Below are 14588 nucleotides of genomic sequence, written 5' to 3'. Positions count from 1 at the left end.
TGGGAATAGAAGTACCCGACGCCCGGTAGCGGGCGCCCAACGCGCTAGAGATTGGAGGATGACGGCGTAAACGTGATCGCCAGCTGGTTGCTGTGCTTGCCAAGACGCCTCCAGACAGTCTGAAATTCCGGTGTGCGGAGTGTCAATGGCGTTGGCGTGCACACGACCGGCACCGAATGCTCGGCAGCGATACCAAGCGACCGGCATTGTTGTTCACGCCCAGAAGCCGCACCTTCTCGTTGTTAGACAGCGTCATCTTCTTGCCCGCATACGTCAGGTTGAGTGCGTAATCGATGCGTGATTCGTAGTTGCCGCTCTTGTCCTTGTCGAACAAGACCGAATACTGGCCCTTGTTACGCCGGTCGTCCGTGAGACCAGCGCTCGCCGATATATCGAACCGGGGTCTTTGCGAGTTGTAACCGTCGTACAGGCACAAGTCGACGATCGACGTCCCCGACAACCGGCTGCCGTTGTGATCGTGGCGATTAATGCCGCTACAATGCGGTATTTATCTTCAAATATGATCTGCATAACTCTTTGATAAAAATCTAGAATCGCTAATGCATTCATAGGTCAAGCTGGATGTGGCGTTTACCTAGATGGCATATACGACTCAGGAAATGAGCTAACCATTACGATGCAATGTTTATCGCTATGTAATATTTGGATTGGATTTTTACCTGGAGAGCTAATCAGGTATATAAGAATTGGACTAAAAATCTCGTAAATCGTGTGATTGGCTCAGTTGGAGTGCTGGCGAAGCTGCAGTCACCTGCTAGCCAGGCAACTTCTCATGTGGGAGCCAAAGTAGTGCACGATTGGAGGGAATTTGGCCGTGGCGGGCCGTAACTGCTGCCAAGCATAGTTGGCTGAAGGGCCGTGAAATCTGGCTGCGGGTCGGGTTGATGTGCACAACCCGATGCTTTCAGATTGTTCAATCTACGGCTCCACGGAGCGTGGCGTGCTCATGCAGCGGTAGTTCAACGTGCTTTGGCGATGATATTCGTTTTGCTTAATGGCACGTCCTGCCATTTACCCAATGTCTCAATAGTTTTGAGAGTATTTCGGGATGACTTAATTAAAAGTCGAATGATTTCATATTTAAAACCTCTTGTCGACGCCAAAAAATTGTTTGAATTTTCAAAGGCTGGACTCTGAGGCGTTTGCATTACTATGCTTATATTAGGTTGCCTTACGCTGTGTGACTTCAATTGCTCAGATCAAGCAGATCGGCCACCCATACTGGAAGATTGACGTCGATATCCAAGGTGGTTTCAAGCGGTAGTCCGCTCAGACTGGTGCTTGCTTTGGTCAAAGGTTAATACGCATGTTTTGGAGTTGCAATTGACCAGAATTTTCCAACTCCGATAACGGAACATCGGGCACTTTGGTGAGGCGTGGCTCATCAAATGAGCCTTTTTGTTCTGCTACTTTTCACGTCTCCGTCGACTTCGGCACGGGACGATTTTTCGTGCGCAGCGTCTCGCAGATGCAACTGCATAACGCGTGGTGGCGTGCTCTACAGCGAGCGCCAAGCACCTCAAGGCTGCCGGGCTGTTCACTTGAAAAGTGAGTGATGTGCGAGTCAGCGACCAATATCCTTGACCGCTGCGCAGTCGTCTGCTTTATTCAGGGGTAATGCCTGCCGCCTTGATGACCTGCCCCCACTTGGTGGTTTCGGCGGCTTGGAATTGTGCCAACTCCGAGGCTGAGGTGGTCCAGGCTTCGGAGCCGGACATATTGAAGAAGGACTTGGCCGCAGCATTGTTCACGGCTTTGGCCAGCAATTGGTTGAGTCTGCCCGCGACAGGTGCTGGTGTATTGGCGGGGGTGTAGGCGGCAAACCAGTAGCCCATGTCATAGCCTTTGACACCAGCCTCCGAGATGGTCGGAACGTCAGGCAACTGTGCGCTGCGCTTCTGGGTGGAATATCCCAATGGGCGCACCTTACCCGCCTTGATCTGAGGAACGCCCGTCGATACGTCTGTAATCATCAGGTTTATTTGCCCTCCGAGAAGGTCCGTGAGAGCAAGCGGATTGCTCTTGTAGGGAACGTGAAGGATATCGACGCCAGCGAGCTGCTTGAGCATTTCGCCTGCGACTCTGCTTGAAGAGCTGCCGCTGCCGAAACTCAGCTTGCCGGGATTGGCTTTGGCGTAGCTCAGCAGCTCGCCCACGGAGTGATATGGCGAAGTCGCAGGGACGACCAGAACCTGCCCACCTTTGCCCAGACCTGTGATGGGGGTGAAATCCTTGACAGGGTCATAGGAGAGCTTTTTGTACAAATGCTCATTGGCCGCATGCGTCGTATTGGTCGTGATGAGCACGGTGTAGCCATCAGGCGCGGCCTTGGCCACCGCTTGAGCTGCAATCATGCCACTGGCACCGCCTTTGTTTTCCACCACGACCGGCTGCTTGGTTTGCTCGGAAACGGCTTGTCCCAAGGCGCGCGCAAGCTGGTCTGTGGCGCTGCCGGCGGCAAACGGAACGATAAAGGTAATGGGCTTGTTTGGATATTCGCCCTGTGCAAAGGCCAAGGGGCTGATTGCCAGGCTTGCACCGCATGCAAGAACAGTGCGTCGTGTCAGAAATTTCATGGTTTGTCTCCTAGTGGTTGTTGTAGCAATTCAGGGTGTCGGACCGGCCAGCAGTGACTCGAGATGGCATGGAACCACGACAGGCATTTCAAGCACCCTGAAGCACAGCGTTTTTCCATGGCTATCCAGATTCAGCGAGTCATTGACCCCCCCATCCAGCACGTTGTCGAGCACCAGATTCATGGCGTGGAGCCTGGGTAGCAGGTATCGCCGGACATGGCTTGGCGTGCGGTCTGCAAACAGACGCATCACGGATTGTTCGGTGACTTGTTCGCACACCACTTCCCACAACTGCGGATGCCATGCAATGACGCTGATGTTGGAGCGGTTGCCTTTGTCACCCGTGCGTCCATGCGCAACTCGGTAAAGGGGAACGGTAAGGCTTGAGTTCATGGCTTACTCCTGATGCGACTTGGTCCAGTGGAAGCCAGTCGTAATCTGTTGCTGAGGTACCAGGCACGACACCATTCCCAGGCGCTGGCGCATATGGGTGCGAACGCCCCCTCCCCCCGCCGGGCCGCAGCAATACAAGGCATTTATCTCGCGCGGCAGACGCGCAGCAACTGCATGGTCGGCATGCTGCCAGGCCATGCGAAGCCGAACATCCCGGGATTCGCCGGCAATGCTTGCTTCAGTCAGCCAGTCGCTGGTGTCGTTTCCCCAGACGCTGGTTACGCCGATCAGATCTGTTCTAAGGGGCGCAATATTCGTCAGGCGCCTGGATATGGTCTGGGCGGCCAAACGCGCACGTTCAACGGCTCTTGGACCTGCGTAGGAGATCTCTCCCTCGGCAAACCACCCTGACTCGAAGCAGACATTGACTTTGAGCATCTCCGGTCTCGGGTGGCCGATGACACCTTCCAGGCGAACCCGGTCAGGTCCGACCGAAATCACTTCTGCCTGGGTAATGTCGGCAACAACGTCTGGCGTGAGGTAGCAGGCAGGGTCATGGATTTCGTAGAGCAACTGCTCCTTGACCGTGGCTGCAGTGATGCACCCCCCGGTCAGAGATGGCTTGAAGATGGTGCTGTTGCCCGCGCTGTCGATTTCGGCAATGGGATACCCCAGGCGGTCCATGTCCGGTACATCTTTGTACCCGGGGTCTGCGAAATAGCCGCCAGAGACCTGGGTTCCGCATTCCAGCAGATGCCCGGTCATCGTGGCCCGAGCCAGGCGATTCCAGTCATCCCAGGCCCAGCCGAAGTGGGCCATGGCAGGTCCCACCACCAGTGAGGGGTCGGAGACGCGGCCGCACACCACAATGTCTGCACCTGCCAGCAGGGCCTCGGCAATGGGGCGTGCACCTATATAGGCATTGGCGCTCACCAGTTGCTGTTCTGGCATGTCCAAGCCCAGGGCTTTTTCGAGCAGCTGGTAATGCGCGGGGCCGCTGAGGTCATCTCCATGAACCACCGCTATTTTGGGTAGGCGCGTTCCGAGCTCCTTGGCCAATACAGCGATGGCTCGCGCTGCACCTTGTGGGTTGGCCGCGCCAAAGTTACTGACGATTCGAATGCCATGCGCGAGGCAGTCGGCGAGCACGGGCCGGAGAAACTCCACCATGAGAGGCTCATAGCCTGCATCGGGATCCTGACGACGAGCAAGCTGTGCCAGTGCCAGAGTGCGCTCGGCAAGCGTTTCAAAGATCAGAAAGGCAGGTTTGCTTTGTCGAATCAGCTCCTGCACGACGGGTTGCGCCGCATCAATTCGATCGCCGGAAAAGCCTGCCGCACATCCGATGAGCAATGACGTCGTTTCGTTTTGCACTCTTGTCATGAAACCTCCTGTTGCCCACTATAGGAAAACCGCTATAAGCTGTGAAATCGATAATTGAGATTAATTAATCCGCATTTCAAATGAATCTATCGTCGCGCGATGTGCAGGCATTCCTTGTACTGGCCAAGCAAAAGAACTTCACCCAGGCCGCCAGCATGTGCCACCTGTCACAACCGGCTTTCAGCGCACTCATCCGCTCCCTGGAGCAAACGGTAGGTCTCAAACTTTTCGACCGCAGCACAAGACACGTGGTGCTTACTCGTGAAGGGGAGCGATTTTTGCAGTCTGCAGAGCGCCTCGCCGCAGAATTCGCTGCCTGCGAAAGAGCGATGCGTGATACAGCACAACTGGCCCACGGGCACGTATCAATTGCATTGCTGCCATCCCTTGCCGCAGGCTGGCTTCCTGAGGTGCTGAAGGTGTACACGGCCCGCCATCCGGGAGTTCAGCTGAGTGTGTTGGACGTGCTGTCCGAGCCATGCATTGCTGCCGTGGCCAATGGAGAGGCGGATTTTGCGCTGGCCGCCATACGCGTGGATACACCCGACCTGAAGGCTGAGCCGTTTTGCAGTGACGGCTTCTATATGGTGTGCCCTAGCGACCATCCACTGGCGGTCAAGGACGCGCTGTCGCTGGAGGATCTGACGCCCTGGCCATTCATCCACCTGGCACGCCACAGCAGCGTTCGTCAGTATCTGGATGCCGCTTTTTTTCCTCGAACGATGCAGACTTTCGTTGAAGTTGAGCAATTGGCCACCGTGATGGGGCTGGTGCAAGCCGGACTAGGCATCACCGTAGCTCCTGCGCTGAGCCTGTTTCACTTCGACAAGCCGGGGCTGGTGGCGCGGCACCTGCTGCTGCCAGGTATGGACCGGCAGATCTACATGGTCCGGAAGCGAGAGCGCAGCCTTTCATTGGTGGCTGAAGCGCTCTATCAATTGATGCAGGACATGCGTCCTGCAAACGCCTGAACCCCATGCCTGCGAAATCCAGGCCGCAAATGCTCGGCGATCAGCCACGCTGCGAATGCAGCCAAGCATGAGGGATCAGCTCCTCCGAAACCCAGGAGACTATGGCCACGCCTGCAACCGCGAAGTGCGCGAAAACACGGCATGCATGGCCAGCTGTCGTCAGCCTGCCACTGTCCAGGTTTGCGCATCTACACGCTGTCCTCTCTTGATCTTAAGCTCAGGTGCTTACGGGTCAGCCCATTGAAGCCACTTGCGTCCTTGCATCATGCAGAGATATCTCGCATCTGTGCTTGCAGAGAACGCAAGTCGGTCATGCAGTGCAGCTGGCTTTGCTCGGCATCACTTTCTAAAGCGGGGAGACATACATGAAGTTCAGAACCAGCCGCAAGCGCACTGCCGCCAACCTCAATTTCCCTGGCCGTCTCGCCGACAGCGTGCTGCGCAAGCTGCTAGTTGCTGGGTTTGCGCTGGCAGCGTTGGCCAACGTCACGCTTGCGCAGGAGTCAAAGCGAGATGCCTTCTTCTGGCTGGGCCAGATCAACAAGGCTTCGGCAGTCATCAATACCGACGAAGGCCTGCTGGACAAAGCCATGGCGCCCAAAATTGCACGAGGTCTACAGAGTGTGCTGGCGGCAGGCGATGCTCCCAACGGAAAACGACCGGGTCTGGTGATCACATTCGAGCCCCTGCTCATCGAAGCTGCCGGCGTGGAAGCCACCTTGCTGCATGCCGGGCGCTCAAGTCAGGACATGCTGGCCACCGTGCGCTCCGCCATACAGCGCGACGACATGCTGCGTTTGGCCAGGCAGCTGGCTCAGACCCGTGCTCATCTTCTGCGGCTGGCCGAGACTTATGCCGCCACAGTCGTTCCGAACTATACCAACGGGGTTGCGGCCCAGCCCAACAGTTACGGGCACTATCTTCTGGGGCATCTCGCGGGCTTTGACCGTGATGCCCTGCGTCTTCACGAGGCTTTTGCACGCATCGACCAGTCGGCAATGGGCACTACGGTTCTCAACGGCACCAGCTGGCCGCTGAATCGGGAGCGTATGGCCGAGTACCTTGGCTACCCGGTCACCGTGGATAACGCCTACGATGCCGCGCAAATCCTGGCTGCCGAAATGCCGGTGGAGGTTGGCGCAGTTGCTTCGAGCATTGCCCTGCATGTCGGAGCTTTTGTCGAGGACGTGATGGTGCAGTATGCACAGCCCAGACCCTGGATTCTGCTCCGGGAAGGCGGAGGCAACACCTATGTCTCCAGCGCCATGCCTCAGAAGCGCAATCCTGGATTGCTCAACGACACCCGCGCCAATGCCTCGCGGGTCTTGACCCTGGGTGTGGGGCGCCTTATCAGCCAGCACAATATTCCGCCGGGAATGAGCGACAACAAGTCTTCCCATGACTCTGCGGCGCTCGTTGGTGCCACGATTTCCACTCTTCAGGGGTTTGACAAGGTGCTAGGCGGCCTGGTCATCAATCCCGAGCGCGCACTGGAGGAGCTCAATCTCGACTGGACGGCATCCCAGGAAGTGGCCGATGTGCTGATGCGCAAGTACAAATTGCCGTTCCGCGTTGGCCACCAGTTTGCGTCGGAGGTCGTGAGCTTTGCCAAGGAGCGCAATATCACCCCACGCGACTTCCCATACGCCGATGCTCGGCGCATCTATGCAGCGACGCTGAAACACGAGATGCCCATCGAGAACGGCAGCCTGCCAATGTTAGAGAGCGAGTTCCGGGCAGCGCTGGACCCTGTGGCCATCGTGAAGAATCGTGTGACTGCTGGCGGCCCCCAGCCTGCGGAGATGGCCCACATGATTGCGCGCTCTAGGCAAATGCTTGCCCAGGAGGAGCAGTGGACGGCCGAGCGAAGCAAACGCATCGAGACGGCCATCAAGGATCTTGATCGCGACTTCATACGCCTGACGGCTCAGTGAATAGGAAAGCAAGAAAAGAGGCCAAACCTCTTTTCAAATGCATTGGTGGCCGGGCTGGCATTTTTTCGGCTGGCGGTGCCGCAAGCCTTGGAGCCCCCCCTCGCCGTCAGCACTTGTTTCCTTGCTGGGTGTATGCGCGTACAGCTCGTCAGCCATTTGTCGCAGCGCACGACCTATGACCGCGTACTCATACTCGTTGAGATTGGCCAAGGAGGCGCGTCCTGATGGACGGTCCGAGCCGAAGCCGCGTCCCGACAGGAGCACGATCCCTGTTTCGTCGGCAATCCGGAACAACATGTCGCCGGTCGAGGACTGCTTGACCGCCCATTTGGAGAACGCTTCGCTATATAGCTTCGACGTCACGTCCTGCAGGTCAATCAAGGTGTAGTAATCGACCGCATTTTCATCTCTTTGCGGAGGCGTTCCCAACTCCCGATACAGCGTTGCTTCAAGACGTCGTATCAGTTGCTCGAGCGTGTGCTTGTACTGCTCGCTCTCGTCCATGAGCGCAAACAGCGAGAACAAGGTCATCTGGACCTGCTGCGGCGTGGACAGACCGGCCGTGTGGTTCAAGGCAACAGCGCGGCTGTCGGCAACCAGGCGATCTATGAATTTCAATGAACGCACATCGGGCTGCAGTGAACGATAGCGATGATCGAGCGCTGTTTTCTCGGACTCAGGCAGCTTGCCCAATGCCAAGTCGAAGATGTTTTCCTTATGGGCGGCCACGAGACCCAGACGCCAGCCAGTGGCACCAAAGTATTTGGAGAATGAATAGACCAACAACGCGAAAAGTGCGGCCTCCGGTGATTGGTGAAAGATGCATTTGAGTAAGTCCACGACCACCTCTACTTCCGGATAAAAGGATCAAGCAACGGAGGGCCCGTCCAGACCCACAAAAAGCAGAAGGCCTGGAAATGCTTGAACTCAAGAGAAAGCGGTTTGCTACCAGGAAGCGTGGATCGAGATCGCCTATCTCAAAACTGATGCCATATCCATTGGCGGGATAGGTTCTTGTCTTCTTTTCTTGCCATCCGCTATTAAAGACAAAAGCGTGCCGAAATGTAGGACGTTGCCGATTATTATTTTCAAAATACTCATGGCTCTTCAGTTACGGCTTGGCATTGACCGCCAATATTGACAAGCCACCGGCATAAACCGGCGGTCAAGCCTTTGGCGCCGAGTCCGAGCTGGATCGCAGCCTCGGCGCCGGATAACGGTTAGCGCAAGGTTCGCCGGTTTATGGAGCGCCGGGTTGCCGCCAGATTGCTTCGACGCGTCAGGGGTTGGGCCACATTGGGATCCGCTGCATTGGCTGTAGCCGCCAGTCTTTGTTGTGCCTCCAGCAGGCTCTTGAGATCGGCTGCACGCTCCTGCGCCAATGCAGCCGTGTTCTGGGCGGTCTGCAACTGGGCATGCAGATTCAGGATCTCCTGCTCGGATTGTTCAAAGCGAGTCTGCAACTCCTGATAGCGGGACTCTGCCTTGCGCTCCTGGTCCTGCAGGCTTTTTCGCGCTGCAGTGAGTTCCTGCCGCGCACGATCGACCTCGTTGAGCATATGGCGCTCGTTGCCCGCGTACTGCTCGGCCATGCGCTGGCGCTCGGCGGCAGCCGACTGAATTTCCTCGCTGTGCTTTTGCTGCTGCAACTCACGCTGGCGTACGGCATTGCTCAGCTCATCACGTAGTTCTTCCAGGCGCTGATCACGTTCCTGTAGCGTCTGCTGCATTTCGTCAAGACGCCGAGCCAAGTCTTGGGCGTGATTTTGAGCTGCCTGCAGGGCTTGATTCAGCGCATCTTTTTGCGCTTCCATGGTGGCCTGGCGCTGCGCGAGTTGCTCCTGTTGAGCCACAAAAGCCTGCTCTGCAGCTTTCAAAGCCTGTTCGCGAAGATCCAAAGCCTTGCTGGCTGCGGCTTTCGCCTCTTCCTGCGCCGTATTCCAGAGCTCTTCTGCCAGACGCTGCACAGGATCCGGCACCGATTGCAACACGGACGGATCCTGCTCTCCGGCCACGCCCAGACGACGGCCCAGCGTTGCAAACCAGGTCTCCAGCATGGGGCTGACCGTATTGGGAGAGCCTCGCCCTATCTGCTGACGCACCCGCTCTATGGTCGGACGCAGCCCCTGGGCAATCAAAGCATCCGCTGCAGCCCAAACATCGGACTCCTGAACACCTCTGGACGTAGTTTTGCTTGTATTCATATTAATTTTTCAAATAACTAACGATAAGTGATTGTTATCGTGATCTATATTCTATTTATGCAATACACAATACATCTTATGTATTAAATATTACGTATGAAATTTTCATACAGATGACAACATACATTACCGCGTTTTCAGCATCTGAATTTGTGGATAGAGGGCGTTTTCCATTGAGCGAGAGAAATTTCTTTGATTTGTCTACATACTCGGCGCCGTGTCGCTGGTGCAACTGCTTGCGTCGCTCATGCGTCTTACTTTCGGCATGCCCTGCCAGGTCTTGTTAGCCGCTCCTGGAACTTGCCGCTCAAAGCCGCTCGGCTTCTACAGACTTCTTGACTAGCGCCAATCGACAGCGGTTGGCAGATGAAGTCAGGGCGAAAATAGCGCCATGGATTCAAGCAAGCCCTCGCCCTTCCCCGCTCCCGTGACTTTTGATGCCAACCGCCTGCAGATACAGGATGCGCCGGAGTCCGCTCTTGCCCCCAAAGCGCATGAAGCCATCAAGGAGCTCATGCAGGAAGGCGAATCCAGCAATACGCGCAGCAGTTATCAAAGCGCCATGCGTTACTGGGCAGCCTGGCATCTGCTGCGCCTTGGCCAGCCCATTCAACTGCCGCTGCAGGTTTCCACGGTGCTGCAATTCATCATCGACCATGCCCAGAGGCAGACCGGTGCGGGCTTGATCCATGAAATGCCGCCCGAAATTGATGAAGCCCTGGTTGCAGCCGGCTACAAGGGTAAAAAAGGGGCACCTTCACACAGCACGCTGGTGCATCGCATGGCCGTGATGTCCAAGGCGCATCAGGTGCATGCCATGCCCAATCCCTGTCAGGACGGGGCAGTCAAGGAGCTGATGTCGCGCACGCGCAAGGCCTATGCAAGGCGCGGCGAGTTGCCACAGAAGAAAGAGGCGCTGACGCGCGATGTGCTGGAGGAGTTGCTGGCAAGCTGCGACGACAGCTTACGTGGCCTGCGCGACCGGGCGCTGCTGCTGTTTGCCTGGGCCAGTGGTGGGCGTCGCCGCTCCGAAGTGGCTGGCACCGATATGCGTTTCCTGCGCACCGTGGCTAATGGGGAATTCATCTACACCCTGAGCCATAGCAAGACCAACCAGAGCGGCACCGATGCCCCCGAAAATCACAAGCCCGTTACCGGCCGTGCAGCCATTGCCTTGAGAGCATGGCTGGATGCTGCACGGATCACAGAAGGTCCTATCTTCAGGCGAATCCGCAAAGGAGGCCATGTGGCAGAGCCACTGACTCCCGCTGCGGTGCGCAACATCGTCAAAGAACGCTGTGCGCTGGCTGGTGTGGAAGGAGACTTTTCGGCACACTCGCTACGCTCGGGATTTGTGACCGAGGCCGGCAGGCGCAATCTGCCGCTGGCTGACACCATGGCATTGACCGGGCACCATAGCGTGAACACCGTGCTCGGCTACTTCCGGGCCGACTCGGCACTCAACAATCAGGCCGCGCGCATGCTGGACGAGGACTGATCAAGCCCTATCAGCTGCAGCGCAGTCTGATGAATGGCGGATTGCGGATCGGCCAGTTGCAGTGGCAAATCAAAGTGGTTGGTAGCCGGCGCCTCCACCCATTGCCCCGGCAGACAACGCGCCTGCCACGCAGCCAGATATTCGCGCGACTGGCGCTTGAATTCATGGCTTTCAAACTCGCCGCAGCTCGCGCGCAGCTGGCACTGACCATGCGTACTCGCATCAGGAAGTAGAAAGCGCGGGCTGTTGCGTATGGCTGCAGCATCGTCCAGTTGCATCCAGTCATTGATATGGGTTGTCAGCAGAGGCTGCAGGTCAAACAGGCCGCTCAAGGTCAAGACCGATCGAGGCACTGCCTGCACTGGCAGGTCATAGTCTTGCTGCCACCCCCTAGCCAGCAGCATGGCTGCCAAATGTCCTCCGGCCGAGCTGCCGCAGACACAGATATTGCAGGCATCACCACCGTAGATGGCGATATTGCGCACCACCCAGGCATAGGCCTGGCGCATCTGCTCGACGATATGGTCAAGCGTGACGGCCGGTGCCAGATCGTAGTCAGGCACCACGACGATGGCACCTTGCTGCGTCAGTGCAGGTGCCATGAAAGCCGAATCATCCTTTCTCAAGGCCTTCCAGTAGCCGCCATGGATGAAGATGAAAACAGGCGCAGCCTGTGCTTTCGCAGTCCGCGTTGCGGGCAGATAGATATCCAGAACATCCGTAGCCCTGGGGCTGTAGCGCTGGTTGCGAACTGCGCCAGACAATGCAAATGCGGCCTGGCTTTCCTGCGTGTAGCGCGTCATATACGCCAGCGGATCCTGCACGCTCGCGCGGGCGTTGTATTGGCGGTCGTAGTAAGCGATCGTGGAGTTGGTCGAGATGGAAGGCATTTTCTGCGCGGCTTTGGGCTTCGGACGGTGATCAATCGCAGCGCACAGCATAAGCCAGGCGACAGACTCGTCACTGCCGCGGCAGCATCAACTATTCAAGCCAGCATCCTCCAATTAGACCTGTTCACCTGTCATGTAGATACATTAGATTACATGCATGCAACTGAAATCAGAGCGTTGGAGCAGGCGTTGAGAAAAGCAAAAGCGGGGGCTGGCTGTGCAGCCATGATGTGGGGGCTCTGCGCCCAGGCCGGCGGCCTTGATAGAACAGGCCAGGATCTCGGACCTCTATTTGAGAACGGCCGCTATCTTTCCGTAGAGACCTATACGGTTCGGCCCCGGATCCAGGGCACGGATGCCCTGGGCAAGTCCACCGGACAGGTGGCTGACGATTACACCCAATGGGGCTTTGCATACAAGCAGGATGTGAATCCACGAACCTCGTTGCTGCTGATGTTGAGCAAGCCTTTTGGTCTCGACATCGCTTACAGCCCGCTGCAATCGCCTCTTTTTGGCGGCACGCAGACCCGCGTGAGTAGCCATGAACTCATGGGAGCGCTACGTTACCGCTGGAATGAGCACTGGGCCGTGCATGGCGGTCTGCGCCTGCAACGCACCGAAGGACATGTCGCCCTGGGGGGCATGGTATTTGGAGCGCTCAATGGGTACCGGGTGGATTTCAGACCCAGTACCGAGCCAGGCTACTTGCTGGGCATGAGCTATGAGCGCCCGGATATGGCTTTGCGCGTCGCTGCAACCTATTACTCGGCCATCAAGCACAAGATCGCGACCCGTGAAAACCTATGGCCGGGCGAAACGAGGACGGCATCGACTGCCCCGCAAAGCTTGAACCTGGATATCCAGACAGGTATCACGCCAGGCACCCTGCTCTTTGGACAGGTTCGCTGGACCAACTGGTCGCAATTCAGGCTGTATCCGCAGACCCTGGCGGCGGTACTCCCTGGCCGCAGCCTGGCGGACATGGAGGACACCACCACCTACACGCTGGGTCTTGGGCAGAAGCTGGCGGCGAACTGGTCCGGCTTTGTCGCCGTGGCTTGTGACAAGCGCAGCGACAAGGCTGCATTGTCGCCATTGCGCCCCACCGATGGCCGCCTTGGCTACACGGTGGGGGTGAGCTATCAGCAAGGGCAGTTCAAGCTCACGCCCTGGTTGAGCTACCAGCGTCTGGGCTCGGTAGATATCTCCAGCGGCGGCACGACCCTGGCGGCTTTCGATGCCGAGTCCGCCACGGCGTTCGGGATCAGGCTCGGCTATCAGTTCTGAGAACAATCGCAGCTTTCACGCTGCTGCAATCTGACAGCCGGCGCCCGAAGCGCTCAACCCAGCGCCGCAATCACGTCGGCCGGAGCCTGCACCAGCTCGATCAGCACGCCCTCGCCGGCAATCGGAAACTCGTCATTGCTCTTGGGGTGCAGAAAAGTGATGTCATAGCCTGCCGCTCCCTTGCGTATACCGCCGGGAGCAAATCGCACGCCATTGGCCGTCAGCCATTCCACGGCCTTGGGCAGGTCGTCGATCCACAGACCGATGTGGTTCAGCGGCGTGGCGTGCACGGCGGGCTTTTTCTCGATGTCCATGGGTTGCATGATGTCCACTTCCACCTTCATCGCGCCCCGGCCCATGGCCAGGATGTCCTCATCCACGTTTTCGCGCTCGCTCTGGAAGGTGCCGGTCTGCTCCAGACCCAGCATGTCCACCCACAGCTTTTTCATGCGCTGTTTGTCGATGCCACCGATGGCGACTTGCTGAATCCCCAGAACCTTGAAAGGACGATTGCTCATGAATGACTCCTTGATTAATAGCTTAAAGCGTAATACTGGTAAGCGTTACAGCCGGTTTTTATTGAATTATCAGACCTCGCCCAGCAACCAGCTGCTGGCCATGGCAAAGTATTCGCGCAGCCAGGCATTGAAACGCGTGGCCAGAGGGGTCGGAGCCGCCACCGGATAGACCTGAGGCAGATCCTGCCGCTTCGCAATGTCCATGGCGCGCATCAGATGAAAGTCGCTGCTGACCATGGCCATAGGTGCATCCACAGCCACGCCGCGCTCGGCCAGCAAGGGCCGACTGAGCTTGAGATTCAGCTCGGTGCTGGTGCTGAACTTTTCCAGTACCAGCCGCTGCGCCGCGATGCCGTGACGCAGCTGCAGATAGCGAGCCATGACCTCGGCCTCTGACTCTTTTTCACCCCAATCCACACCGCCGCAAACGGCGATCAAGGCCTGGGGCTGCAGCTTGGCCAGTTGCGCCGCCTGATCCAGTCGCGCAGCCAGAACCGGCCTGGGGTGACCATCGAGCGTGCCGCTGCCCAGCACCACGATGGATTGCACGGGCGGCACTTGCTGCGGCGCAAGGCCCAGGCCGGACAGGCGGCTCCAGAACCAGAAAAGGCTGATCAGCCACAGCGCTAGGCCGGCCCAGGCCAGCGACCAGAGCCTTGCATGCAGGGGCCTGGCTTCACGCCAGTGCTGCACGGCCCGCCACTTCCAGCTCAGCCACAAGGCCGCAGCGCCCAAGCCAGCGGGCAACACCACGCCGACATTGAAATGCCCCATGCCCATCAGTACCAGAGCATCAACAAGCAGCAGTGTCCCCAACAGAGCCAGCAGGGCACGCGTCAATCTGGCAGGGCAGGAAATCGTTGTATCTGCTTTCAATGTCATAGCTACTAGCTGAATCTGGATAAAGGATAGA

The 14588-nt window shown here is 57.5% G+C and carries 11 protein-coding genes and 2 pseudogenes; 4 read left to right on the top strand and 9 right to left on the bottom strand.

Going from position 1 to position 14588, the window contains the following annotated elements; all coding sequences use genetic code 11:
* Positions 1 to 44 precede the first annotated feature (44 nt).
* The 4 genes and pseudogenes from QYQ99_RS28420 to QYQ99_RS25940 all read right to left on the bottom strand — a co-directional run bounded on the left by QYQ99_RS28420 (position 45) and on the right by QYQ99_RS25940 (position 4373).
* A pseudogene (locus QYQ99_RS28420) lies at positions 45 to 436 on the bottom strand (CfaE/CblD family pilus tip adhesin).
* 1189 nt (positions 437 to 1625) lie between these two features.
* Positions 1626 to 2597: a Bug family tripartite tricarboxylate transporter substrate binding protein gene (locus QYQ99_RS25950; RefSeq protein ID WP_302090633.1), complete on the bottom strand. Its 972-nt coding sequence runs from the start codon at positions 2595 to 2597 to the stop codon at positions 1626 to 1628.
* 30 nt (positions 2598 to 2627) lie between these two features.
* Positions 2628 to 2990, bottom strand: a complete 363-nt coding sequence (locus tag QYQ99_RS25945; protein WP_302090632.1) for an AtuA-related protein — start codon at positions 2988 to 2990, stop codon at positions 2628 to 2630.
* Between the two features lie 3 nt (positions 2991 to 2993).
* Positions 2994 to 4373, bottom strand: coding sequence for an acyclic terpene utilization AtuA family protein (locus QYQ99_RS25940; protein ID WP_302090631.1), 1380 nt, complete (start codon positions 4371 to 4373; stop codon positions 2994 to 2996).
* Positions 4374 to 4453: 80 nt separating this feature from the next.
* Between QYQ99_RS25940 and QYQ99_RS25935 the strand changes: the two genes are divergently transcribed.
* Together QYQ99_RS25935 and QYQ99_RS25930 are read left to right on the top strand one after the other, a co-directional pair.
* Positions 4454 to 5344, top strand: a complete 891-nt coding sequence (locus QYQ99_RS25935; protein ID WP_302090630.1) for a LysR family transcriptional regulator — start codon at positions 4454 to 4456, stop codon at positions 5342 to 5344.
* 365 nt (positions 5345 to 5709) lie between these two features.
* A complete protein-coding gene (locus tag QYQ99_RS25930; protein WP_302090629.1) occupies positions 5710 to 7278 on the top strand; it encodes an argininosuccinate lyase in 1569 nt (522 codons plus the stop codon).
* A 138-nt stretch (positions 7279 to 7416) separates the two neighbouring features.
* Here QYQ99_RS25930 and QYQ99_RS25925 read toward each other — a convergent pair.
* Together QYQ99_RS25925 and QYQ99_RS25920 are read right to left on the bottom strand one after the other, a co-directional pair.
* A pseudogene (locus QYQ99_RS25925) lies at positions 7417 to 8064 on the bottom strand (aminotransferase class I/II-fold pyridoxal phosphate-dependent enzyme); the annotation flags it as partial.
* Between the two features lie 434 nt (positions 8065 to 8498).
* Entirely contained in the window at positions 8499 to 9482 is a 984-nt protein-coding gene (locus QYQ99_RS25920; RefSeq protein ID WP_302090628.1) for a DNA-binding protein, read from the bottom strand.
* A 391-nt stretch (positions 9483 to 9873) separates the two neighbouring features.
* Between QYQ99_RS25920 and QYQ99_RS25915 the strand changes: the two genes are divergently transcribed.
* Positions 9874 to 10980, top strand: a complete 1107-nt coding sequence (locus tag QYQ99_RS25915; RefSeq protein ID WP_302090627.1) for a site-specific integrase — start codon at positions 9874 to 9876, stop codon at positions 10978 to 10980.
* On the opposite strand, the gene QYQ99_RS25910 is transcribed toward QYQ99_RS25915, so the two are convergent.
* Positions 10950 to 11870, bottom strand: a complete 921-nt coding sequence (locus QYQ99_RS25910) for an alpha/beta hydrolase (RefSeq protein ID WP_302090626.1) — start codon at positions 11868 to 11870, stop codon at positions 10950 to 10952. The two genes, QYQ99_RS25915 and QYQ99_RS25910, sit on opposite strands and share 31 nt — an antisense overlap.
* 189 nt (positions 11871 to 12059) lie before the next feature.
* Between QYQ99_RS25910 and QYQ99_RS25905 the strand changes: the two genes are divergently transcribed.
* The gene (locus QYQ99_RS25905; protein ID WP_302090625.1) at positions 12060 to 13157 is read left to right on the top strand and encodes an OmpP1/FadL family transporter; all 1098 of its coding nucleotides are present in this window, start codon (positions 12060 to 12062) and stop codon (positions 13155 to 13157) included.
* 53 nt (positions 13158 to 13210) lie between these two features.
* Here QYQ99_RS25905 and QYQ99_RS25900 read toward each other — a convergent pair whose 3' ends face one another.
* Positions 13211 to 13675 carry a VOC family protein gene (locus QYQ99_RS25900; protein WP_302090624.1) on the bottom strand — a complete coding sequence of 155 codons (465 nt, stop codon included), beginning with the start codon at positions 13673 to 13675 and terminating at the stop codon, positions 13211 to 13213.
* Positions 13676 to 13744: 69 nt separating this feature from the next.
* Positions 13745 to 14557 carry a YdcF family protein gene (locus QYQ99_RS25895; protein WP_302090623.1) on the bottom strand — a complete coding sequence of 271 codons (813 nt, stop codon included), beginning with the start codon at positions 14555 to 14557 and terminating at the stop codon, positions 13745 to 13747.
* Between the last annotated feature and the right edge of the window lie 31 nt (positions 14558 to 14588).

It is taken from the genome of Comamonas testosteroni (assembly GCF_030505195.1).
Lineage (GTDB): Bacteria > Pseudomonadota > Gammaproteobacteria > Burkholderiales > Burkholderiaceae_C > Comamonas > Comamonas testosteroni_G.
The sequence above is the reverse complement of the archived record's forward strand: the minus strand, read 5'-3'. Positions and strand labels throughout refer to the sequence as shown.